The sequence below is a fragment of the Phocaeicola dorei genome (genome assembly GCF_013009555.1).
Lineage (GTDB): Bacteria > Bacteroidota > Bacteroidia > Bacteroidales > Bacteroidaceae > Phocaeicola > Phocaeicola dorei.
This window is the reverse complement of sequence record NZ_CP046176.1, coordinates 527501-553862: the sequence shown is the minus strand read 5'-3', so window position 1 is coordinate 553862 and position 26362 is coordinate 527501. Positions and strand designations below refer to the sequence as shown.

Below are 26362 nucleotides of genomic sequence, written 5' to 3'. Positions count from 1 at the left end.
ATATGAGTTATCTGGTTTGTTCACAAAGAAGAGGCGCATCAGATGAATCTAAATTAGCCACTACCAGCAAGTGATCTATCAACGAAGTGAGAATTTCCGCATTAGCAGTAATAATACCTGAAAAGCCAACAATAGCGTTTAATGGAGTCCGTATTTCATGACACATAGAATTAATGAATGCTGTTTTCATTTTCTCACTTTCCCCAGCTTTTTGATTCAGTTCACCTAAAACTTTTTCCATCTGTCTTTCTTCAAATCATAGTACAAGTAAAAACAAATACTCATCACCAATACAAGTACCATAAAAAGTGTAATTACTAAAATACGCCTGTTCTTAGTTTCCAAACGGTAATTCTCATGGTTCAATTGATCTACTTCATACTTTACCTGTAGTTCACTAAGTTGTTTTTTCAGATTGGAAGATTTAATGGAATCCTGCACTTGTATATAGAGTTTATGATACTTAAAAGCATTTTTATTATCTTCCATAGCCTCATAAATTTGTGAATTGATATCCAATAATCCCGGGACATTAGACTGACTTGTCATCCAAGCATATTTTATCAAGCTGTCATTAGTTATCAATGCATTATGGAAACTATGCTTATATAAGTAATAATTATTCATGCCAAAAAACAATTATACTTATCAATAGGCTCCGTAACCCAAGCACTCATCTTGATCATCAGATTATAATACTTCTCTAATTTATCATCGGATAATTTATCCGCACGCATCAACAAAGAAGTATAACATTGGAGATATCGTATATTAATATTATAGAAAGGACGTTGACGAGCATAGTACAACTCATAATATTTTCTATATTGCTGAAGCTATTTTTAAACATATTCAATATATAGATCTCCTTTATCTATAAAGTTCAAGGTCGAAAGAAAATTCCATACAGTACAAATACGAAACTTGAATCCTTCCTCATATGGTAACTGACAAGCCAGCTTATAAGCAGTTTCCAAATAGGGATCAGCCTCTTCATATTTACCTTCACTACACAAAGCATAGCCTGTAATAAAAGTCGGTTCCATCTGTATGTAAATATCATTCCCACCTATATTTTCTTTACCCATAAAAGCCAATTCCTCTGTTATAGCAGTTTCAACCTCATTATTCCTGACTCTGCCTGCAAACAATCTCATTCGTAAAAAGAATAAATATGGATGAGATTCTTCCAGTGTCCCAACATCCTTTAAAAGAGACATATAATACCAAACAGAATCGGCATGATAAACTTTAATATACGAGAAAACCAAATCAGAAAGAGTCTCAAACATATGAGTCTTATCATTTACTGCTTTTGCGGTGAAATACATTTTATTAAGATAATCCACTTCTTCAGGTTTCTCAAAATAAAAATCAGCCAAACCTCTGTAAATCTCAATTTGTAGAGAAAACTCTACAGGACTTCCTATAATATTCAGAAGACTATCTTTGGTAGTAGAAATACTACTTCCTATAACAACAAAAATCCCCAAACAGATATCAGTATATAACAAGTGATATATTTCATAATATCAGATTATTAAGGTACGAATATACAAATAATATAGCAATGTAGCAGCAATTATTCTTTCATTATTAGAATTTACACAATAATGGGCAATTAATCCACTTATTTTTTAATTATATGCTTTAATATTGCATCGTGGATATTTTCTGGCAACTATGAAATTATTAATTATTAAACATCAAATATATGGTAAAAAAGTTAGTTAGTGTATTTTGTATATGTGCATATTTTGGACTTGCTCATGCACAAATACCACAAGAGATTTGGAAAGAAAGTGAGCAAATAGAAAAACAAATCAAAAAGACCTCTTTTCCCGATCGTGTGTACAACATTAAAGATTTCGGTGCCAAAGAAGGAAATAATGGTGAAATATTCTGCCATGAAGCAATCAATCTGGCTATCCTCACATGCAGTCAAGCAGGTGGAGGAACTGTATTAGTTCCACCCGGAGAATTTCTAACAGGTCCTATCACACTGAAAAGCAATGTAAATCTGCATTTGGAAGAAGGCGCCTATCTAAAATTTTCTTCAGAGAAATATCTATATACTCCAACCGTACTCACCCGCTGGGAAGGAGTAGACTGTTACAATTTGCATCCATTAATTTATGCTTATGGAGAAAGTAACATAGCTATCACCGGTAAAGGTATTATAGACGGACAGGCCAGTAATGATAACTGGTGGAGTATGTGTGGTGCTCCACACTATGGCTGGAAGGAAGGTATGACAGCTCAAAAAAATGGCGGCAGAAACAAATTACTGATGTACGCCGAAACATTTGCCCCGATAGATAAACGCCAAATGACTTTTGAAGACGGTTTACGTCCCCAGCTTATCAATCTATATCGTTGTAACACTATTTTAATAGAAAATGTAACATTGAAAAATTCTCCATTTTGGGTTATCCATCCTTTATTTTGTGAAAGTCTGACAGTACGTGGGGTTAAAGTATCCAGTCACGGTCCCAATAGCGATGGCTGCGATCCGGAATCAAGTAAGAACGTATTAATTGAAAACTGTATATTCGATACTGGAGACGACTGCATCGCTATTAAAAGCGGACGGAATGCGGACGGACGGAAATGGAACGTACCAAGTGAAAATATCATTGTACGCAATTGCGAAATGAAAGACGGACACGGTGGTGTAGTTGTAGGTAGTGAGATCTCGGGAGGATATAAGAACCTGTTTGTTGAAAACTGCAAAATGGACAGTCCGAACCTAGAACGTGTCATCCGCATCAAAACCAACAACTGCCGCGGTGGGGTCATTGAAAATATTTATGTGCGTAATATAGAAGTAGGCGAATGTCGCGAAGCCGTTTTGAAAATCAACCTGCAATATGAAAACCGTGAAAAATGTGACAGAAGTTTCCCACCTGTAGTACGCCATGTATATCTGGATAATGTTACTAGTGAAAAAAGTAAGTACGGAGTCTTAATTACCGGATATGACGACCGTGTCAATATTGAAGATATCCATGTAACAAACAGCCGTTTCAATAATGTAGAGAAAAAAGGGAATTTAATTACCGGAGCTAAAGATGTAGTACTGAATGAAGTATATATCAATGGAAATAAGGTGAGAAAATAAGATCCCCCTTATTATATCGGGTGAACAATGAGTTCACCCGATATAATGATAAAACATAACTTTACTATCATTTATCTTCATCGTCCAATCTGATTTTTTGCATATTCTGTAGAAGTCATTCCCCAATAAGACTTAAAACTTTTACTAAAATAATGAGGATCACTAAAACCTACCATATAAGCTATTTCCGCCATTGTATATTGGTTTTCCTTAATCAGTTCAGCAGCTTTCCTCATGCGTATTTCTTTTATATACATTATAGGAGCCATACCAGTTAAAGATTTCAACTTATGAAAAAAATTGGTCCGACTCAGACTGAAATAACTGACCAATTGATCTACATTCAATTCCGGATTACCAAGTTGCTCTTCCATAATTTTAGCTAACTTATTAAGAAAAGCAGCGTCTCTTGCCGACAATTGAACCGATCTGTCTTTTTCTTTATTTTCGTTCCCCTCTTCATATCCTACTTTACAATAATATGCTTGTAACATTTTACGCCGAGCTAGGATATTTTCTACTTTAGCTTGCAGATAATTAACACTGAACGGCTTCGTTATGTAATCATCAGCTCCTGTATGAATACCAGTCAGAATGCTATCCATATCTGTCTTGGCAGTCAATACTATGGCAGGAATATGCGAAGTTCGTTCATCGTTCCTTAGTTCCTGCAACATCTGTAGACCACTTTTTACAGGCATCATGATATCAGTAATTATCATATCAGGCAGATCAGAAAAAGCCTTTTTTAATCCAACCTCGCCATTATTAGCCTCAACAAACCGATATGCTTCCTGAAATATTTGTTTGATAAATACTCTTAATTCATAATTGTCTTCAACAATAAGCATGAGCGGCTTCTCCGATTCATTCAATTCTTGTAGTTCGTTTTGAGAATTGAAATCTAAATTTGTATCTTCATTCCAATCTGATAATATATATTCCGTGTCAGACGGATAATGTTTTTTACCTTTTAATAGCCTTACAGTAAATAGACTCCCTTTTCCGAACTCACTTTCCACATTTATACTACCATAATGCATTTCCACAAGTTCTTTAGCCACTGAAAGTCCGATACCAGAACTTAAAGGAGCATAAATGCTATCCGGAACCACATTCTCGTAACGATTGAAAATCACTTTCTGCTTTTCTCTCTTTATCCCTACTCCTTCATCTTGGATTTGAAGAAGGACTGCATTCCCATCATCTTTCATACTAACCCAAATGTTCTTGCCATCAGAAGTGTATTTGAAGGCATTAGACAGCAAATTAAAAATAACTTTCTCTAATTTATCTTTGTCCACCCAAAGATTTACTTTAGACAATTGAGTGTTAAAATTCAAACTAATATGCCGCTCTTGAGATAAAGTTGTAAAATAGTTGATTATTTCTTTCGTGAAACTGATAATATCCACATACTGAACTCTCAGTTTCATCTTGCTATTCTGGATTTTACTAAAATCCAAGATCTGCCCTACCAACCTCTGCATACGGTCACTATTCTTTTTAATAATCTTCAAAGTATCTCTCACCTTCCCAGAAAGACTTTCGTCTCTGAGTATATATTCCAAAGGTCCGGTAATCAATGTTAATGGAGTTCTTAATTCGTGAGACACGTCAGTAAAGAAGCTGAGTTTTAATTGAGTAATCAATTCTTCATTTTTAGCCTTATTTTTTATCCGATAAAAAACGGTATATACATAAATGGCAACTGCAATAAATAATACAATCAAAAAGAAATAGAGCATAGTAGCACAAGGTGTCTCAGAGAAAGTAGGAAGCACTTCAAAAGAAAGTGTTCGTTCATTTTCAACCCATACACCTTCATTATTGGTAGACTTTACACGAAATACATATTTTCCCGGAGGAAGATTAGTATAGTTAGCCTCATGCCCGTTATCCGTCAAACGAAAGTTTTTATCAAAACCGTCTAACTTGTAAGCATATTGAATATACTCCGTATTGGTCATGTCTAGAGCAGAGAATACCAACCTGAGGGTGTGATTATTAGGAGGTAACTGCATATCCTTGCTATTATCAGGATTAACAGACAAAATAGAAGGAGTTTTTCTGGGAGTCAGTTCCTGATTGTTTACCCAAATAGAAGAGAAAAATATTTGTGGTATAAAATCTGTTTTATGAATATTCTCAGGGGTAAAATAGAACAAACCTCGGTTAGTACCAAAAAAAATCTGCTTGCCATCTGTTGCCCCTACACCTTCACTAAAATGCATATTAAACGCGATATGCTCACTAGAATACTGAATCTGTTCGGCCGAAGCTACAAATTTCACTAATCCACCACCCGTCACCAACCATAAATTTCCTTGTTTATCCTCGTGCATGGAATAAATAATATCTGAAATAAGTCCATTCTTCTGTGTGAAGGATTTACATTGATAAGAATGGAGCCCCATGGGAGAAAGCTCATTTAACCCTCCGCCATAAGTAATGGCAAAAATGTTCCCATTATCCATACATTGAATCATTTGTACGTCATTATTACTAAGACTATTCACATTTCCCTGTTCACGGCATATAGAATGAAAATCTATTTCTTCAGGACAATGAAAAGAAACCTTAAATTGTAAAATTCCCGCTGTTGTAGACACCCAGATACGCCCTTGATTATCTTCAGTAATATGTCTGACTTTATAAAAATGACTAATCGGATATCTCTTTAACAAATTGCGATGATTGATAAATCTTAAAGTACCATCAGGCATAGTTTCAATCAAATTCAATCCACCTCCGTAAGTAGCTACCCAAAGTCTCTGCCTACTATCCTGAAAAGTAAAATAGATATTATCATTACTCAATGAATAGGGGTCGTCAGCTTTATGTTTAAAATGCTGTAGCTTAAAATTGCCTTGTGAAGTTTCTATTGCTTTTATCAATCCCTGGCCTTTAGTCGAAATCCAATAAACACCAGCCGAATCTTGCATGATGGCATATACTTTGCCCCATTTCATCCTTTTCAATAATCGAAGCCGGGCATCATATATGGAAACATTCATATCTCTGCTTCCCGTCCAAATACGTTGTTTTTTGTCTATATACAGTGCCCTGATCTCATTATCAGGTAACTCTACATCCTGAGGAGCAGGTGTATAGATATGAAATTTATCAGGGATAAAAGTGATGCGCTTAAGTCGGTTGAGCTGGGTACTCATCCATAAATTTCCTTGTTTATCAACAAAAGCAGCAAAACAGCGGTCATTTGATTTCCACTTGACAGGCTGCTCCGTAGTATTAAAAGGTATTAACCGCCTATTTTGAGAATCAAAATAAGAAAATCCTCCGCCCTTAGGGTGTACCCATAAAATATCATTCCGATCCTCAAAAGCAAAAAAATCACTTTCAGTATTTAGTGGTCTTCTCTGTTCATCCTTTCCTTCAATAAAGCTTAAACGCTGTGTTTTCAGATCAAACAAAGTGACTCCCGGAACAGGATGTACAAGCCACAATAAATCTCCACAAGTAATTTTAGCAGACTCTATGTTTTTGTCTTTCAACAGAGAAAGAGAATCAAGCATCACATGTCTTATCTCACCGAGAGAGTCATGAATAAAAAAGCCATCCGAATCAGTAACATATATCAGTCCAGCCACAGAAGGCAAAATAGAAATCACAGAAGCCGATGTTGGCAATTGAGTATGGATAGAAAGTTCTCCTGTCAACAAGTATTTATAGACTTTGCCTTGATGTGCACCTAAATATATATATTCTTCCAACTCTGTTGCAAAATAAAAAGGTATTTTCTCACTTTTTCGACAATCAGACAAAGAAATAATAGAAAGTTCTGAATCATATAATCGATATACCCCCTCATCCGTAAGAAGCCATTCCTGTAATTTCGAATCCATAAATACAGACCGGATTTTACCAGTAGCCAAAGTATTTTCTCTTGATGAATAGAATTGAAATGTCATAGATAAATCTTCAGGAGCCGTAACGACCCGTACTGCACTCCCATCTTCACATAATAACCATACTATTCCATTCGGAAGGACAGATATTGACCGAAAGTTATTGACTGTTTTTTGAATGACAGGTTCAAAGACTTCCTTGTCAGGATTAAAACGATAACAAGTGGAATCATAACACAATACCCATATACATCCGAATTTATCCTCGACTATATCCAATAAACGATCATTGGTCAATCCTCCCAGATCTTCCATATTCGATTTATAATTCTTAAAATTATAACCATCAAAACGATAAAGCCCATTCCAAGTAGCAAACCATAACAAACCTTTATGATCTTGGATAATATCATTGACAAGCCCATCCTCCACTCCATTCTGACTGGAAAAGTACGTAACTGAATATTTTTGAGATATAGCTCCTTTTGCCAGTACATCGGCTGTAAAAAAGCATAGTATTACTACACAGAAAAAGGTAAGAATATCAACCCAGTATGTTTTCATATCAAAGTAATGTGTTTCCTTTGCGAAATTAGCAGAAAATGGGTATTCATCAAAGTACTTTCTATTTTTAATCCACCGCAATATATGTTGTTTAGCTACCTTTGATAGATATTCCAACTAAATTATCAGTTTTTCCACTTATAAAAAGATAACATCCGTCTATATTTGACATCAAAACAAAAACAACTCTAATACTAAATTAATAATGAAAGACATGAGAAAAAAAGAGTATTTAAAATCCCGCTCTGTTATAGTACAGGGTATTCATTCTCCAAAAAGATTTTGGTTTGCTTGCGGACTTTCCTTAGGACTAGTTTCCTTACCATTATCCACTTTTGCAAACAATTGGTCAAACCAACTAGGTTCATCAATTCAAAAATCAATTCAACAAAACCGAATCATTACAGGTAGTGTCATAGACGAAAGCGGAGAAGCATTAATCGGCGTTTCCGTATTGGTAAAAGGAACTACTTTAGGAACGGTAACCGATTTAGATGGTAATTTCACACTGGAAGTTCCAACAGGTGCAATCTTAGTTGTTTCATATGTAGGGTATAAAACACAGGAAATAAAAGTAGGAGAGCAGCAAAAACTAGCTATCACGGTCGAAGCAGACAACAAATTGTTAGATGAAGTGGTAGTAGTGGGCTATGGTGTAGTAAAGAAATCAGACCTTACAGGTTCTGTAGGTAGTGTAAAATCCGAAACAATTTCTGCCAAAGGTGCAACATCAGTTGTCGAAAGTCTACAAGGGCAAGTTGCCGGAGTGAATATCTCACAGTCTTCTAGCCGTGCCGGTGACGGATTCAATATTCAGATTCGAGGTAAAAGTTCATTAAATGGCGGCAATCCATTATATGTAATCGATGGAGTAGTTTGTGAAAATATGGATTTTCTAAATCCGATGGATATTGAAAAAGTAGACATTTTGAAAGATGCTTCATCTACCGCTATCTATGGTTCACGGGCCACAAATGGTGTAGTGATGATTACCACCAAAAAAGGAGACAAAGATATAGCCAAGACTACAGTCAGTTATGATGGATATTATGGTATAAAAACCAAAGCCAATATGCCGGACTTTATGGAAGGAGATGATTTCATGAAATTCCGTTTCTCCCGTTATCTAGTTTCATCTATGGATGCCTCTTCAGGAATGACTAACTGGGAAATGACTGATGCCAATTTCCTGAACTTCTGGGGAAATGGCAGTCAAATAGTGAAAAATATGTATCTCAATAAAAATTACACCGATTGGGTAGATATCGTAACCCGTAACGGCTCACAACAGAATCATTTCATCAATATTTCCGGAAATACAAAAAATATAACCTACCGCGTAGGACTAGGGTATCAAAATGAGGAAGGAATCATGTATGACGGTTATGAACGCTGGAATATAAAAGGAGCCGTAGATCATAAGATTTCAGATAAAATCTCAGCCGGATTCTCCACAAATATGGCAACAGCATCCAAAGAGAGTGGTAGCAACTACTCTATTTTGGAAGGGTTCCGTATGACCCCTAATATGCCATGCTATTATTGGGAAGGAGAAAAGGCAGGACAGTTAATTTCACAACCAGGTAAAGATACCGCCATCTATCCCAATGGTGGTGGTCCGACTTCCTCCATCAATCCAGTGGTGGACCGTTTGAACTCAAAAGACGATACACGTTCTTATGATGTGATGGCAAATATTTATTTGCAATACAGCCCCGTTAAAGAAATAATTCTTAAAACTACTTTCTCCCCCATGTATACCAAAACCCATCGTGGTACATTCTATAACGGAGAAACCCAACTTCGTTCTGGAAAAACAAACATGGCCGAAAACTATAATGATGAAATATTCTCGTATACTTGGGATACGCAAGCCAATTACATCAAGAATTTTGGAGATCATAGTCTGAATGCCTTGGCCTTATTCAGTGTCTATGAACAAAAGTTACAAGGCGACTATATCAATGTAGTGGATATGCCATTTGATGTAGACTGGCATAATCTTGGTTCAGGCACTGTACAAAGTCAGTCTAGCTATTATAAAAAAATCTCCATGTTATCTTATGTAGCCCGTATCAACTATGCCTACAAAGGCAAATACATGCTGACTGTATCTTCACGTTGGGACGGCAGTTCCAAATTCCAAAAAGACAATCGTTGGGGGATGTTCCCCTCAGCTGCCATGGCATGGCGCATTTCCGATGAAGATTTTATGGGATTTGCCAGCAAATGGTTAAGCAATTTAAAACTCCGTGCCAGCTTTGGCATTACCGGTAATAATGCCGGTGTAGGGCCTTATGACACACAAGCTTTGGCAAATATTAAATATTACTATAATTACGGATCGTCTGTTGCCAACGGTTATGGTTATACCATGACAAACGCCGACCTGACTTGGGAGAAGACAACCGAAATCAACCTCGGTCTTGACTTCGGTTTCTTGAATAATCGTATCAATGGATCTATCGATATCTACAACAAAGATTCCAAAGATCTCTTGATGGAGATGGAAACCCCATTTGAACTAGGTTCCTATACAGGCTCCATTGTAAGTAATGTGGGTAAGGTGAACAATAAAGGTATAGAAATCCAACTGAATACCATCAACGTAAAGAATAAAGATTGGAACTGGGAAACAACCTTCTCTTTTGCGCGTAACATTAACTCTATCAAAGAATTGAATGGTACCAAAGAAGATTTGGTGGGTAACAAATGGTTTATCAATCACCCTATAGACGTAGTATACGGCTATAAATATACCGGAATCTGTACTCGAGAGGAAGCCCAAGCTTATGCCCAAGACCCGAAAATGAAAACCAAATTCTATGAAGGCGAGATGAAAATCTATGATAAGGATGGCAATGGTACTATCGATGCCAATGACAAAATGATCCTCGGACATTGTGCTCCGACCTGGACCGGTAACTTCACCTCCAACTTGTCCTATAAGAACATTGACTTCTCTTTCAGCATTTACACCAGTCAGGGAGGAATGGTATACTCTCCCTTCATGGCCGAGTTCGTAGACTATGGACAGCGTGGCATGAATCGCCTAAACATGGATTACTATATACCTCAAGGTGCTCCGATACTAGGTGCTGATGGCTCTATAGCCTACCAAGAAGTCACTCATTACGGTAGTTACCCCTTCCCAACCAATGGTGGAAACGGTAAAGGAGGCGGTGCATACTGGCAAAGTGGTGCCAATGAGGACCGAGCACAAAATTTCGTTGACAACTCATATGTTCGAATCAAGAATATTACCCTCGGCTATACTTTTCCACAGAAATGGATTTCAAAACTTCATATTTCCAATTTAAGAATCTATGCTAATATATTAAATCCTTTCACTTTCACAAATTATGAAGGGTTCGACCCCGAATGGGCCGACGCACAAGTAGGTGATGGTACCGGTGGTGTCAGTTCAAGAACTTATCAAGTTGGTGTAAATTTAAAATTCTAAAATTAAATGATTATGAAAAAAATATATTTCATTATGGCATTAGGATTGGCAACTCTCTCAGGATGTTCGGATTTTCTTGACCAAAACAACAAATCTAATGTTCCATCAGCTGAATTTTATCAGACTTCGGCAGGATTCGCCAGTTTAACTAACAGCGCTTACTCCACACTGCGGGAGCTTTATAATGCCCAACCGCAATTATTCGTAGCGGGAACAGACCTGTATGCAGACGGAAAGTCACAGGGAGTAGTCATGAGCCAATATACCTTCACTGCAGATGAAGGCATTATAAAAAATTTCTATGTAAGTTGTTTTAAAGGTATTCAGCTAGCCAATAGCGTTATATCTTATGGAGACATAACGGAAGATTCCAGTGTACGACTGCAATATGTGGACGAAGCACGTTTTATCCGTGCATGGTATTATTTCCAACTAGTGCAACAGTTCGGGCCTGTAGCTTTGAACAAACAAATGTTTGACCATGCCGAAATGAGTCATGAACGTGCCAGTCTTGCAGATGTTTATAAGTTCATCATTGAAGAGTTTGAGTATCTAGCCTCTTCCGAATCCCATTTAATGGAACGTGCCAACTCCGGTGTAGGACGTGCCAATAAACGCGCAGCAACCTTTTACTTAGCCAAAACCTATCTGACTCGTGGATGGCTAGATGGCACTGATTACGAAGCCCAAGAAGAAAATATAGCTCAAAATTCAGACTTCGCAAATGCAGCTAAGTATGCCTTGGAAGCAATTAATGGCGAAATTCCTTTCCTCTCCATAGAAGAAGCTTTTGACGTAGAAAATGAAGAAAACAATGAAATATTCTGGAGCATACAGTTTAATTCGGCTGCTGTAGAAGATCCCGTAAAAGACGGTTCCTACCAACAAGCCCAATTCGGAGCTTATTTAGGTGGTTCCGAAAAACCAAGAAATAAGGCAATTGACGGTTGCTTTGCTCCTTCACTACGTCTACAGCAAATGTATAGTCGGGGTGATGCACGGTTGGAACAAACTTTTATGTTAGAATTCCATACCAGTTATTTCGACTATTACTCAGCACCGACTAGTTCTTCTATCATTTATTATTATGCTCCAGCATGGGCTACAGATGAAGATATCGCTGCCTGGAAAGCAGACGATCCTTATGGAATTAAAAAGAATACACTGGTAAGCAAAACAATAGCAGACGGTGGTATTGCTCCATCCAACGGTGCCCCAGCCACATACAAAGACCGTCGTTCACAAGACTACGGCAATGCTTGTATCAAGAAATTTGATGATTATTCAGAAACTTCTATTGCTAACCGTAATTCTACTTGCAGCATGCATGATGTGGTAGTAGCGCGCTTAGGAGAAACCTATCTGATTGCCGCCGAAGCCTATTTAAAAATGGGTAAAACAGAAGAGGCTGCACAAATGATCAATAAACTTCGTCAACGTCCAGGAACTATTCGTAAAGGATACACAACAGAAATGACTGTCACCAGCAACGATATTAATATTGATTTTATTCTTGATGAACGTGCTCGTGAATTAGCTGGAGAATATGTCCGTTGGACAGATTTGAAGCGTACTCACACTTTAGTGGAATATGCCACAAAATATAATGAAGACGGCATAAAAGAATCTGCTATGATAGGCCCTGATGGTAAATACAAGATTCTTCGTCCTATTCCACAAGCTGCCATTGATTTGAATCAAGCTAAAGTGACACAAAACCCTGGTTATTAAGTTAAAAAACATGCTGATGAAAAATTTTTTACTTATTCTTCTATACTTTATAAATAATGTATTAGTCTTGTCAGCTCAAGGTACTCCCGGTAAATGGGGAGATCAGGGCAATGGAACATACATAAATCCGATTTTAAATGCTGACTACTCTGACCCGGACGTTATCCGGGTCAGAGATAAATATTACATGATAGCTTCCGACTTTCATTTTCTAGGAATGCAAGTATTGGAATCTTCAGATATGATCAATTGGAAACTGATTTCCCAAATCTATCACCATTTTGATTTTCCCGGCTGGGATAACAACCAACAATATGCAGGAGGTTCATGGGCACCCTCAATTCGTTACCATGATAACAAATTCTGGGTCTTTTTCTGTACTCCCAAAGAAGGATTATTCATGTCAAATGCTGTCAATCCTTCAGGTCCTTGGAGCCCTTTACATTTAGTTAAGAAAGTAGAAAAATGGGAAGACCCTTGCCCCTTTTGGGATGAAGATGGTCAAGCATACCTAGGCCGGAGCCGTCATGGAGCCGGGCCTATCATTATTCATAAAATGAGTGCAGACGGTACACGTCTACTTGATGAAGGAATGACCGTATACACCGGACCTGTAGCCGAAGGAACAAAAATTTTCAAAAAAGATGGTTACTATTATCTCTCTATTCCGGAAGGAGGAGTAGGTACGGGATGGCAGACTATCCTCCGCTCAAAAAATATATATGGTCCTTATGAAAAGAAAGTAGTATTGGAACAAGGAAGTACTACGATAAACGGCCCTCATCAAGGAGCCATTGTCGATACTCCGGATGGTCAATGGGCTTTTTTTCATTTCCAACATCATCATGCCTTAGGCCGTGTAGTTCATCTTCAGCCCATGCATTGGGAAAACGATTGGCCCGTTATCGGAGTAGACTTTGATAGAAATGGAATAGGAGAACCTGTATATGTATGCCAGAAACCCATTGAAAGCAAAACCATATTCGCTCCGCAAACAGATGATGATTTCTCTACCCCCAACCTATCACTACAATGGCAGTTTAATCATAATCCGACAGACCACGCATGGTCCTTATCGGCACATCCAGGTTCACTCACTCTGAAAGCATTGAAATCTTCAACCTTCAGACTGGCACGCAACACCTTGACACAAAAGATTATGGGGAATATAAGTGAAGCTACAATAGCTATGGATTTTACAGAAATAGCTGATGGGCAACGATGCGGATTAGCTTGCATGGGAAAAGAAAATAAAGTTCTAGGTATCAAGATGGAGAAAGGACAAAAATATCTATACATATCCAATGACACAACAGAAATAAGTACAACTTTCCTAAACGGAAACCAGATTTATCTACGTGTATCCATCGACATGCTCAATCAAAAGTTCCAATATTTCTACAGTACAGATAATATACGTTTTATTCCTTATGGAACTTCCTTTTTTATTCCATTCGGTTTTTGGAAAGGTGCCCGCATTGCACTATATTGTTATAACAAAGAACAGGAAGCAGGAGCAACTTCATTTCAATGGTTCAAATACAAACATGACGGACCTCAAAATAAAATAGAAAATACAGCCGAACAGATTATTGCCAATATAGCGCGCACTTCATTTCCGCATAAGAAAATAAAAGTGATCTGCCCTGATTCCGCTTCCAACCAAAAAGGTCATTCACGCCAGTTAATACAGCGAGCAATAGACTCTTGTTCTTTGGCAGGCGGAGGACACGTTATAATTTCGAAAGGAATCTATTATTTAAAGGGAAATCTAGTACTGAAAAGTGATGTCAATTTACATTTAGAGAAAGACGCCTATCTACTTTTCAGCGGTAAGGCTGATGACTTTCTTCCTGAAGTATGGACACGTTGGGAAGGTACGGAACTATATGGACATTCTCCCATGATTTATGCCAAACATGCCACTAATATAGCCATTACAGGACAAGGTACCATAGACGCCCAAGGAGGACGGGAATTTGCTTCATGGTCTCAGATAGAGGTATCAGACAGAAATCGTCTGCGTAAAATGGGAGAAAAACTAATCCCTGTCACAGAAAGGATCTTTGGGAAAGGTACTATACTACGTCCCTCTTGCATACAATTCATGGGATGTTCTCGCATTTTAGTAGAAGGTATCACCATTAAGAATTCTCCTTTCTGGACTATTCATCCTGTATACTGTGACAATGTAATAGTACGAAGCATCACCATTGACAGTCACTATCCTAATAATGATGGATGTGATCCTGAATCAACTTCCAATGTATTAATAGAAGAATGTATTTTCCGCACAGGAGATGATGCCATAGCTATCAAAGCAGGCCGTGACGCCGACGGCCGTGAAATAGGACGCCCTTCAAAAAACATCGTCATTCGTAATTGTCTGTTCCAGTCTGAATGCAATGGATTATGTATCGGCAGTGAAATGTCAGGCGGTGTAGAAAACATATATATGGATAATATACAAATAGGAACGGTCAAGAATGCCCTTTATTTTAAATCCAACCGTGACAGAGGAGGATATATTCGTAATATACAAGTCAGCAATATTACTATAGAACGCTCAAAAGGGGCAGTGCTCCGTTTTGAAACCAATTATTTTGGTTTCCAAGGTGGCAGACATACCTCTCAATACGAGAATTTCCGCATCAACAATGTAAAGGCTGGCTGTTCCGACCATTATGCAATTTTTATAGATGGATATGAAGAAAAGCCTATCAAAAATATTGAGATAGAGCATTTCCATGTACAAAAGGCCCCTCATCCTTATTACTTAAGGTGTGTAGAAAACATCTGCCTCAAAGCTACTTTTGTAAATGGACAAAACTTACCGGAATATCCGAAAAAACAAAAAGAACGTGTAATACTAGATGTTTACTGATTCTTCACAAAATCTGTATAATAGAATAAAAGTTCTGCAAACAGAACTTTTATTCTATCTATATGCATATCTTATTCCAAACACTCATCAAGTTCACCTATCAACTCTTCTTTATCAAGATGCCGCCCGATAAAAACTATTTTCTGCATACGGTCTCCATATTTATCATCCCAATCCCGCAACAAGCCGGGCTCCTGACGCATTACCTCCATCAGTTCTTCTTCAGGTGCCGTAGCATACCATAAACCAGCTTCCTTCAACTTTTTCTGCACACCAGCCTGCTCAAAAAGAAAAGACATATCACGATTATTGCTGAAATAACAGACTCCTTTTGCACGAATGATATTACGACTCCATCTGGTTGATACAAAACGATCGAATTTATGGATATCAAAAGCCGGACGACGATAATACACAAAAGTACTGATACCATATTCATCCACTTCACTACCCTCATGATGATGATGGTGCGCGTGTTCCTCCGCTTCTTTTTTCTGCTCTTCCGTAAGGGCGCTCTCTATTCCACGTATCCAACCGGCAGAAGTGGCAGTACGTTCAAAGTCAAATACTTCAGTATAGATTATCTTATTCAAATCCACATCAGCATAATCACATTCTATTATTTCAGCTGCAGGTTGCAATGTACGGATAATCTGTTTGATACGTTCCAATTCGTCATGTTTCACTTCTGAGACCTTATTCAATAATACAACATTACAAAATTCAATCTGTTGGATAATCAGATTTTCAATATCCTCTTCGTCAATACCTTTACGGGTCAAATCGTTGCCACAAGAAAACTCACTTTGCAGACGTAAGGCATCTACCACAGTCACAATACAATCCAAACGACATCCCCCGTACGTATTCTCCATACTTGAAATAGAACAAATAGTCTGTGCGATAGGAGCTGGTTCACAAACACCACTTGCCTCAATCACAATGTAATCAAAACGCTCCAACTTCATAATATCATCTATCTGCTCCACCAAATCCATCTTCAGAGTACAACAGATACAACCGTTCTGAAGTGCTACCAAGCTTTCGTCTTTCTTTCCTACAATCCCTCCTTTCTGTATGAGATCAGCATCAATATTCACCTCACCGATATCATTGACAATAACCGCAAACTTAATACCACGTTTATTAGAAAGAATATGGTTCACTAATGTCGTTTTTCCACTGCCTAGATAACCGGTCAAAAGCAGTATAGGAATTTCTTTTACTCTCATATAAAATTCAATATTACTTTCACAAAGGTATAGAATGATTAATTTCCAAACAATAGAAAACATCTTTTTATACCTTATAAACAAAAAATACTCTTCACATACCACCCAGTTAGAATCTATTAAAATTTAATTCGCAGTGCAATATTTTTCAAAAAATGCTTTAAATATTCCAAGAGTATAACTATATTTCGCAAAACAAATTTATAATAACAATGAGAAACAAATTAGCACAAAAAATCAAATTAGGCGCAGCCTTGTTATTGATGGCGGGAACTTCAGCCCTCGCACAAATCTCCAATCAAATTTATATCCCTACTCCTGAAAATATAAAAGCACGGCAGGAATTTCAAGATAATAAATTCGGCATATTTCTTCATTGGGGCATTTACAGTATGACCGCTCAAGGAGAATGGTATATGAACACTCACAACATCAACCGTGATGAATACGCCAAACTGGCATCCGGATTCTATCCTTCGCGCTTCAATGCTGCCGAATGGGTTTCTGCCATCAAAACCTCCGGAGCCAAATATATCTGTATCACCAGTCGACACCATGACAGTTTCTCAATGTTTGATACAAAAGAATCCGATTTTAATATCGTAGACGCTACTCCTTTCAAACGAGACGTACTAAAAGAACTGGCAGAAGAATGTCAAAAACAGGGCATCAAACTCCATTTTTATTATTCGCATTTGGACTGGTTTCGTGACGACTATCCGGAAGGAAACACCGGACATGGGACAGGACGTCCCAAAGGACATGGAAACTGGGAAAGTTACTACAAGTTTATGAATAAACAGCTGACCGAGCTTTTGACTAACTATGGCCCCGTCGGCGCCATTTGGTTTGACGGTATTTGGGATCAACCTACCAACTTCAATTGGCAACTGGAAGAACAATATGCATTAATTCATAAACTGCAACCATCCTGTCTAATAGGCAACAATCATCATCGAACTCCTTATGCAGGAGAAGATTTCCAAATGTTCGAACGTGATTTGCCCGGTGAAAACAAAGCCGGTTTTTCAGCAGGACAAGGAATAAGTGAACTCCCTTTAGAAACTTGTGAAACAATGAACGGAATGTGGGGCTACAGAATTGAAGACCAAAATTACAAATCCCCCAAAGAGTTGATACACTATTTGGTTAAGGCAGCCGGAAAAAATGCAAATTTGCTAATGAATATTGGACCTCAACCCAACGGAGAATTACCCGCTACAGCTATAGAGCATCTGAAACAAGTGGGTAAATGGATGAATCAATATGGAGAGACGATTTATGGAACCCGTGGTGGTGATGTAGCTCCTCACACATGGGGAGTATCAACCCGCAAAGGTGATCGTTTATTCATCCATATACTAGATTTGCAGGATAATGCACTTTATATACCTCTAAAGGCAAAAGTAAAGAAAGCAATACAGTTCATTTCCAGAACTCCACTTTCTTTCAAACAGGAAAAAAACGGCATATTAATAAAACTGCCTCAAGTACCTGATGACATAGATTATGTAATAGAATTAGTCATTAAACAATAAAATAACATTCATCTTTAAACAAGCATCTTTACGTAAAAAACAAGAATTTCCGATGCAAAAGAGAGAAATGTATTCTACACACATCAGAAAAGAAACATGAGTAACCGCATACATTACTCTTCTAAAAAAGAATTCGTCCTTGGATTATTGAAGCCCAAGGACGAATCACTCTTAGTTTGTGGAGCTGGAGGGAGTCGAACCCTCGTCCAAACGAGGAAGCCATACGCTTTCTACATGCTTATCTTCGCCTAAATTTTCGAGTATAAGCAGGACCGAAGCCACCAACTTATACCTTATCCTCTAAATTTTCGTAAGAGACATGAAGCGGATCTCTAACTATTCCCGATTTTACTGCACCACTTGATCAAACGCTTCGGAACAAGAGCTTTTGAGTGATGTCTCGTTTCCACCACTTTGGCAGAAATAAAGCTAATCTACTATGATTCGATTAAGCAGCAAGAGCATAATTTTCGTTGCCAGATAAAATTTTGAAAACTGGGATTATAGTGCCAATCAACCACGCACTGCATGCTTACATACCACTTAGCCACGCTGTCAAATCCAGTCAACCCCGTACTGGTAACTCATAAAGAGGTTACAAATATACACACACTTCTGTTAATATCCAATTATTTATTCGTTTATTTAGCGCATTTTAATAAGAACAACGTATCTTTGAAAATAATTTTTCTAATACTAACAGATCAGACAATATGAACAAAAAATTAATGGTATTGTGTATGAACAGTATGATACTGGGAGGCTGTATACCCTCTCCCAAGAAACAAACAGAACCAATTACAGTTGAAAAAAATCCGAATATGATGTATATGTTGGTAGGTAGTTATGCAACTCCAGATGAAGAAGGTATCAAGGTTTATAACTTTGATGAGCAAACTGGCAACTCCCAATATATCAGCGGAATAAAAGGAATATCCAACCCTTCTTTCCTCATTCCGTCGGCTGATGGAAAAAGAATATATACTGTAGGGGAGGATGCCGGAAAAAGTTCTACCGCCAATGCCATCAAATTTAATAAAGAACAAAAGAAACTAACCTTGCTTAATTCTCAACCCACTGACGGCGGCGCACCTTGTTATATAACTCTCAGCCCATCGGAAAAATTTGTCTTGACAGCAAATTATATGGGAGGTAGCATTACCGTTTTCCCACTAGATAAAGACGGAAAATTAAAATCCGAGACACGCCTTATTTCCTTTACCGGAAACAGTCTTGACAAAGAGAGGCAAACACAACCACATCTACATTGTATAAAATTCACTCCAGACCATAAATATCTACTTGCCAGTGATTTAGGGACAGACCAGATTCATGTATTTCCTGTTAGTGAGAATGTAACTGATGGCGTATCCCATTCCTTACTGAACGAATCTGAAGAATTTAATATAAAAGTAGAATCAGGATCAGGGCCACGCCACATTTGTTTCCATCCGAACCAAAAATTCGCTTATCTGATTAACGAAATCTCAGGAAAAGTTATAGCTTTCTCTTACGACAAAGGAAAATTAAACGCCATACAATATATAGAAGCTGACACAGTGGGTGCCAAAGGTAGCGGAGATATCCACATTTCACCCGATGGAAAATTTCTGTATGCATCCAACCGCTTAAAAGCAGACGGTATCGCTATCTTTTCCATAAATCAGGAAGAAGGGACATTAACAAAGACAGGTTATCAGCTGACTGGTATCCATCCACGTAATTTTATTATCAGCCGGAACGGGCGATACCTGTTGGTGGCCTGCAGAGACAGTAACTCTATACAAGTATTTGAAAGAGATTCCCAAACAGGATTACTGAAAGACACAGGCAAGACAATAAAAACCAATAAACCTGTATGCCTGAAGTTTACCTTTTAAACAGGAAACATAGTCTTTAATAAAATAAACTGCTGCCTTCATTGTATGTATTGGAGACAGCAGTTATTTTATTAAAGACAAAACGAATCTTTATACATAAGTTTCCAAGAACTTAACATGACCTTCCACGGTTACTTTCACTTCTTTTGTTGTGGCAGGGAAAAGGATAGATTCACCGGCTTGCAATTCCAATGAGTTACCATCCCCATCAGTTACCGTACATATACCTTCCATACAAATATAAATTACAAATGAATCCAGTTCACTATAATCTATCGTCATATTTTCAGTCAAATCATAAACAGAAGTAGTGAAATACGGACAGGTAACCAACTCGACAGACTCATTCTGTTTCGGAGTATAATGAGTACGATAATCCTCTTCTACAGAATAATCTATGGCATCTTTTGACAATTCTGTATGCAGTTCACGAGTATTACCATTCTTATCCTTACGATTGAAATCATAAATTCGGTAAGTCACATTCGAGGTCTGCTGAATCTCAGCAATAAAGCATCCGGCTCCAATACTATGGATACGTCCTGCAGGCAAGAAAAACACATCACCCGATTGTACGGCATAATCAGCCAATGCATCACAAATCGTATTATCAGCAATCATTGCAGCATATTCATCGGGAGTAATCTTTTTACTTAGTCCCGAACGCAGATGTGCTTTCCCCCCGGCATTGTCAATAACATACCACATTTCAGTCTTGCCCATCGAATTATGACGCTTCTTTGCCAGTTCATCATCCGGATGCACTTGTATAGAGAGGTCGTCACAAGCATCAATGAATTTGATCAACAAAGGAAAATTATCTCCAAAACGCTGATAATTACTTTCTCCTACCAGAGATCCTTTATATTCTTTTACCAACTGGCTCAAATTTTTGCCGGCTTCAGTTCCATTAGCAACAACAGACTCATCGCCCGGAACATTAGAGATTTCCCAACTTTCACCAACCTGAGGCTGTTCAATATTCAGATGCTTGAACGGGATAATCTTTTCTCCACCCCAAATGGTGGATTTCAGAATGGGGTTAAATTTAAATGGATACATAGGTGTATTAATTAATAGTTTCTAGGTTTGGATACAAAAATAAGGGAATTCTATGACTTTACCGCATAGAATCCCCTAAAATTAACAGCTATGTGTGTGTATATTCAAAGGTGTATTAGTAGTCTGTATTATTAGGATCGAAGTTAGTCCAGCTATCCAACCAATTATCATCTGTTCCAAACGCTCCGATATATTCTACTTTCTCAAAACCACTGCTCAACAGTGCGTCATTAAATGAAGCGGCTGTCAACACAGGACTACCTGCATCCGGCATATAATTAACACCGATATTACGCCCGTCCTTGAATTTCAACTCATTGACATCAGTCAATACTTTATTTCCTTTCTGAGCCTTAAAAAAAGTAGAAGAGTAAGACTCTTGTCCAGCATCAATGATTTGCTTGTTCACGGCATCATAAAGCACATCATCATATATTTTGTTGGCATCAGAACCGACCGCCGTCATACCTGCAAACCAAATATTCTCCAACTTTATGTTTCCTGCCTTGGTCATCTCAACTGTATTACCTTTCTCACCATCAATAATTAAACCGACAGGATATCCCACAGCTACTGAATTAAAGCAATTCAAACGACTGGAACGTCGGATCTGCATAGCAGACTGGAACTTACCTAAAGCTGAACCGTTATTAGGATTGAAGCTACCACCGGTAATATAGCTCTCATTATTAACAAAGTTGGCATCACGCCCCAACGGTCCGATAAAAGTGACATTACTAAATACGGCTGTCGTATAGGGTTCTATCAATGAGGCGTCTCCACAATTATCCGACTCAAAACCATTAGACTGAGAAGTATCTGCGATTCTCGGGTCACGGATTGAAAGACAATACTGGACTTTACCGGAGAAGCCATTATCTGTATCAAATTCATCGTCCCATCCATTATAAGCCACTAGATATTTACAATTTACATTACCTCCAAACCATTCGTAAGAGTCGTCATTGGAATATGATACCTGTAAATGATCAATGGTAGTCCCACTACCTACAGATCCAAAAGTTATACCATTAATTTCCTTATCTTTTTGAAAAGGATAACCAGCAAATTCCACACGTACATATCTTAATATACCTGAATTGTCAGCATCATCATTTCCTCCATGTTTAGTACGCGGACCTCCTTCAATCTGCTGATTCAACACTCCCTGATTGTTCTTGGCATTACCACAAATAATCAATCCCCCCCAATCTCCCGGTTTACGCTGGCCTTTAGGCTGTTCAGAGGTAAAGACAATCGGAGCATCTTTAGTACCCTCGGCTATTAGTTTGCCACCCGGTTCTACAATCAAGGCAGCCTGTGTATCTTTATCCCCTTTGATAACAGTTCCCGGTTCGATGGTCAATACCGACCCAGTCCCCACATAAATCCATCCTTTCATCAGGTAAGTTCCTTTAGACAAAGTCTGTGTACCTTTAAAAATAAACTCCTGATCTCCATTTCCTATCACGGTACCTTTGGCATTCTCAGTTTTATCATCATTAAATAACAAGTGGTCACATGTTTTAATAGCTCCCTCAGTCCCCCATACATAAGGAGCTTCGGCATTTCCACCGTTGCCATTACCGTTTCCTGTATCAGTTTCCGGATCATCACTGCTACAAGCAACCATTCCCCCCAGCATTATTGCTGAGAATACGTAAATCATAAACTTGTTAGTTCTCATTTCCATTTGTTTATTGGTTAATAATGAAAGATTCATTCTATTTTAAAACGTATAGTTAATGTTCAAATTGAAATTACGCCCTGATTTGTATTGACGGGTAATTTGCTCCACTTTTCCATGTCTAGTTTCTTCAAATTGCTTAAAAGAAACTTTCTCCGCCAACAAATCGCGTACAGCAACCTTTATTTCCAGATTACCGATTTTTTTCGAGACACTTAAATCTACTGCATTACGGGGCATTTCATAAGAATCGGGTACTCTTACTTCATTGCCTGCAGTTCCCAAACTACGGCCTACACCAATAATACGCTTACCGATACGGTTATAAAGCAATGCAGCATTCCATCCGCTATCGGCATGTTGATAGAAAAAACCGGCATTAATCAAATATGGAGATTGACCTTGCATCGGACGGTCCTCCTCTTTGGCTCCCGGCTCAAATTTCACTTTACTTTTAATTAAGGCCCCGTTCAGACTAAGACTAAAATTACGCATACCTATAAAATCCAGATTTTTGCGGATATCCACCTCTACCCCATAATTATCCGCTCCTTTGGCATTGACATACGAATAGATAAGGTCTGTGCCTCCGGATACAGTATAAGTCCATTCAATAGGATTTTTAAACCTTTTATAGAAAAGAGAAACAGAAATCAGCTCTCCACTGCTGGGATAAAGTTCATAACCAAAATCTAAATTATCAATATAAGCAGGCTTTAAATTATAATTACCTTGTACATTACTGGCAAGATCAAAATCATAATATACAGAAGAAGAAACCTCCCGAAATTCCGGACGATTCACAGTACGTCCATAAGATAAACGGAACTGCTGCTTATCATTCAGACGATAAGCCACATTTACAGACGGGAAAAAGTCATTATACGTGTAAAACACGCTAGTGGGGCTTTCCTCGTTTTTCTGTGTATGGCTAACCAGCTCCATTCTATTATGTTCAAAACGAACTCCTGCGTATACATTCAATTTGCCCAATGGAAGATTGGTCCCTACATAACCGGCACTCAAGAGATTATTGCCTTCGTAATTATTGCGCCAATCCACTTGTTCCAATAAATAAAGTCCATTCTCCCCATAATTCTTCTCTTGTAATAATTCATTAGGGACATTCATTACTTTATAAGCACTCGGCAAACCATTTTTCCAACTATAAATAAAAAAACGGGTATTATATTCACGAGCACGATACTCCGTGTAAGCTCCAGCCTTCAGGCTAGGAGTAAAAATCCCGAAAGAAAAATCGTGCTGATAATTGATGTTAGCCGACAAAATATGTTCATCCAATCGGGAAAACTCCCGATTAATCTCATTCAAGTTCTCTACTTCCAACTGATTGGTCTCTTCATTGAGTACGGTAGTATATCGACGGCGGTCTGGCATATTCCGATTGGCATAAGAATATCCAGTACTCCAATCCAACTTATCGGCATCACCCAATGTATGTTTCCCCGTAAATTGACCATTATAAGTGGTACGACTCTGATAATAATATTCCGCGCTCTCTTCATAATCACTTTGTGCATCTGTCCCCTTACGATAAGTATAGCGGTCTTTCCCTAATTGATTAAAAATATTCTTAAACTCATAGCGGCTGTTACCACTGGCAGGTACATAAGTAAAATTCAGCATAGTTCCTATACGAACATTATGATTATATTGGTCATCTATACTTTTACGTAAATAATTAGAACAGTCGTGGGTCGTATCATAAGCACCAAACAAATTGTTATCCATATCCAGATATGTCTTATAGCTATTACTATAGTTCACTGTTCCTAACATAGCCAAAGTACGTCCGCTACTATCCACCCAGCGACGGCTGAAATTCATATTCATGCTAAGATCTGCCAAGGGCCTACGATCTTTAACGGTCCAGTCATTGTTCAACCCATTATTTAATAAATCATAGCCGTTATTTATCGGATTAAGCACAGCATTGATTCCACCTTTCAAGCTACGAAAGCCATTATCGAAACCTAGAAAATCTGTGCCACTTCCTTTATTATACAGAAACTTTTTAAAATGAGTCTGATCATTTAAACTAGTTCCAACCGAAATAGTAAACAGATTACTGCTAGGAACATCTTTGGTATTCACTAAAATAAAACCACCACTGAAATCAGCTGGATATTCCGGTGCAGGTGATTTCACTACCAACATATTATCCAACTGCGACGATGGAATAATATCGAAAGAGAAAGCACGCGCATCGGCTTCTGAACTAGGCACGGCACTATTATTAATCCACACATTATTATACCGTTGTGAAAGCCCACGTACCATAACGAATTTCTCCTCAATTATACTGATACCCGACACACGGCGAATCACTTCCGAAGCATCTTTATCTTGCGTCTTGGTAATCTGCTGGGCAGAAACTCCCGTTTGCATAACCAAGCTGGTACGTTGTTGGGTAATTATAGCATTCTCCGTATTCTTTTTAGCATCCGCTACAACCACAACTTCTCCTAATTGTTGATTATCCTGTTCTAGTTCTACTTTTATTTCGAACATACCATTTATTGTAACCTCAACAATCTGTGTACAATAAGACACATAAGATATAATAAGCTTGTACGTTCCATTTCTTAATCCCGCAAGTTCAAAATTACCATCCACATCAGTAATAGTTCCTATATTTGTACCACTTAACTGTACGGCAGCACCAATAAGTGGCTCTTTAGTCGCTTTATCTGTTATAGTTCCTCGCAAAACGGCCGCCTGTACGGTCAATGCCAGCATCAAAAGAATTATCATAAGGCTAATGCCTTTCATCTGAATTTTCATCATACTTTTACCTTGTTATTTTTCCGATGGCAAAGATCAGATAAAAGCATTACATATATAATACATCTGCATGATGCTCCTTTTGCATATTTATTTCAATGACATTTCATTGCATTTTGTTGAAAAAGCTCCTACCTTTACAAATAAATTGTAAAATAGAGAAAGAATATGAGAAGTTTTGCATCTGACAATAATTCAAGTGTACATCCCCGTATCATGGAAGCATTAATGAAGACCAATAACGGACATGCACTTGGCTATGGAGATGACCCGTGGACAGAAGAAGCCACCCACAAAGTGAAAGAACAATTTTCACGTCCATGTGAAGCACTGTTTGTTTTTAATGGCACAGGCAGTAATACTATGGCGTTGCAAATGATGACCCGTCCTTACCATATTATCTTCTGTGCCGACACAGCTCACATTGCTGTAGATGAATGTGGTGCCCCCAGTAAAGCGACTGGCTGTTTCATGCGCACAATTCCTACTCTGGATGGCAAACTGACTCCGGAATTACTAAAACCAT

15 protein-coding genes and 1 other RNA gene (1 of these 16 only partly in view) are annotated in these 26362 nt (G+C 38.0%); 7 read left to right on the top strand and 9 right to left on the bottom strand.

The genetic code is table 11. The features are described 5' to 3' along the window. Positions 1-7: 7 nt before the first annotated feature. The 3 genes from GKD17_RS02285 to GKD17_RS02275 all read right to left on the bottom strand — a co-directional run bounded on the left by GKD17_RS02285 (position 8) and on the right by GKD17_RS02275 (position 1514). Positions 8-241 (bottom strand): histidine kinase dimerization/phospho-acceptor domain-containing protein, encoded by a 234-nt coding sequence (locus GKD17_RS02285; protein ID WP_007836624.1) that lies wholly within the window; start codon positions 239-241, stop codon positions 8-10. Next, positions 226-627, bottom strand: coding sequence for a hypothetical protein (locus GKD17_RS02280; RefSeq protein WP_007836626.1), 402 nt, complete (start codon positions 625-627; stop codon positions 226-228). Before GKD17_RS02280 ends, GKD17_RS02285 begins: the two co-directional genes overlap by 16 nt. A gap of 215 nt (positions 628-842) precedes the next feature. Continuing rightward, entirely contained in the window at positions 843-1514 is a 672-nt protein-coding gene (locus GKD17_RS02275) for a hypothetical protein (protein WP_032936411.1), read from the bottom strand. Positions 1515-1714: 200 nt separating this feature from the next. On the opposite strand from GKD17_RS02275, the gene GKD17_RS02270 reads away from it, so the two are divergent. Next, a complete protein-coding gene (locus tag GKD17_RS02270) occupies positions 1715-3121 on the top strand; it encodes a glycoside hydrolase family 28 protein (RefSeq protein WP_007836630.1) in 1407 nt (468 codons plus the stop codon). A gap of 77 nt (positions 3122-3198) precedes the next feature. Here GKD17_RS02270 and GKD17_RS02265 read toward each other — a convergent pair whose 3' ends face one another. After that, positions 3199-7554 carry a hybrid sensor histidine kinase/response regulator transcription factor gene (locus GKD17_RS02265; protein WP_234237531.1) on the bottom strand — a complete coding sequence of 1452 codons (4356 nt, stop codon included), beginning with the start codon at positions 7552-7554 and terminating at the stop codon, positions 3199-3201. A 214-nt stretch (positions 7555-7768) separates the two neighbouring features. On the opposite strand from GKD17_RS02265, the gene GKD17_RS02260 reads away from it, so the two are divergent. From GKD17_RS02260 to GKD17_RS02250, 3 genes are read left to right on the top strand one after another with little or no spacing between them, the layout of a single operon-like run. Further along, positions 7769-11017, top strand: a complete 3249-nt coding sequence (locus GKD17_RS02260; RefSeq protein WP_032936430.1) for a SusC/RagA family TonB-linked outer membrane protein — start codon at positions 7769-7771, stop codon at positions 11015-11017. A 12-nt stretch (positions 11018-11029) separates the two neighbouring features. Further along, positions 11030-12748 carry a RagB/SusD family nutrient uptake outer membrane protein gene (locus tag GKD17_RS02255; RefSeq protein ID WP_007840466.1) on the top strand — a complete coding sequence of 573 codons (1719 nt, stop codon included), beginning with the start codon at positions 11030-11032 and terminating at the stop codon, positions 12746-12748. A gap of 16 nt (positions 12749-12764) precedes the next feature. After that, positions 12765-15632: a family 43 glycosylhydrolase gene (locus tag GKD17_RS02250; protein WP_007840465.1), complete on the top strand. Its 2868-nt coding sequence runs from the start codon at positions 12765-12767 to the stop codon at positions 15630-15632. A gap of 71 nt (positions 15633-15703) precedes the next feature. Here the strand turns inward: GKD17_RS02250 and GKD17_RS02245 are convergent, their stop codons facing one another. Beyond that, the gene (locus GKD17_RS02245; protein WP_008655779.1) at positions 15704-16864 is read right to left on the bottom strand and encodes a GTP-binding protein; all 1161 of its coding nucleotides are present in this window, start codon (positions 16862-16864) and stop codon (positions 15704-15706) included. Positions 16865-17076: 212 nt separating this feature from the next. Between GKD17_RS02245 and GKD17_RS02240 the strand changes: the two genes are divergently transcribed. Further along, positions 17077-18402: an alpha-L-fucosidase gene (locus GKD17_RS02240; RefSeq protein ID WP_007836642.1), complete on the top strand. Its 1326-nt coding sequence runs from the start codon at positions 17077-17079 to the stop codon at positions 18400-18402. A gap of 176 nt (positions 18403-18578) precedes the next feature. Here GKD17_RS02240 and ssrA read toward each other — a convergent pair. Next, positions 18579-18975: a transfer-messenger RNA gene (ssrA, locus tag GKD17_RS02235) on the bottom strand. A gap of 140 nt (positions 18976-19115) precedes the next feature. On the opposite strand from ssrA, the gene GKD17_RS02230 reads away from it, so the two are divergent. Then, on the top strand, positions 19116-20282 hold the full coding sequence (locus GKD17_RS02230) for a lactonase family protein (RefSeq protein ID WP_007836653.1): 1167 nt from the start codon (positions 19116-19118) through the stop codon (positions 20280-20282). 90 nt (positions 20283-20372) lie between these two features. On the opposite strand, the gene GKD17_RS02225 is transcribed toward GKD17_RS02230, so the two are convergent. From GKD17_RS02225 to GKD17_RS02215, 3 genes are all read right to left on the bottom strand, one after another. After that, positions 20373-21344 carry a type I phosphomannose isomerase catalytic subunit gene (locus tag GKD17_RS02225; RefSeq protein WP_007836655.1) on the bottom strand — a complete coding sequence of 324 codons (972 nt, stop codon included), beginning with the start codon at positions 21342-21344 and terminating at the stop codon, positions 20373-20375. Between the two features lie 115 nt (positions 21345-21459). Beyond that, positions 21460-23037 carry a hypothetical protein gene (locus GKD17_RS02220; RefSeq protein WP_007840446.1) on the bottom strand — a complete coding sequence of 526 codons (1578 nt, stop codon included), beginning with the start codon at positions 23035-23037 and terminating at the stop codon, positions 21460-21462. A 36-nt stretch (positions 23038-23073) separates the two neighbouring features. Continuing rightward, positions 23074-25839 carry a TonB-dependent receptor gene (locus GKD17_RS02215; RefSeq protein WP_007836659.1) on the bottom strand — a complete coding sequence of 922 codons (2766 nt, stop codon included), beginning with the start codon at positions 25837-25839 and terminating at the stop codon, positions 23074-23076. A gap of 165 nt (positions 25840-26004) precedes the next feature. Between GKD17_RS02215 and GKD17_RS02210 the strand changes: the two genes are divergently transcribed. Then, positions 26005-26362 carry the beginning of a threonine aldolase family protein gene (locus GKD17_RS02210; protein ID WP_007851069.1) on the top strand. 659 nt of this gene lie beyond the right edge of the window, so only the first 358 of its 1017 coding nucleotides appear in the window; the start codon lies at positions 26005-26007; its stop codon lies beyond the right edge, outside the window.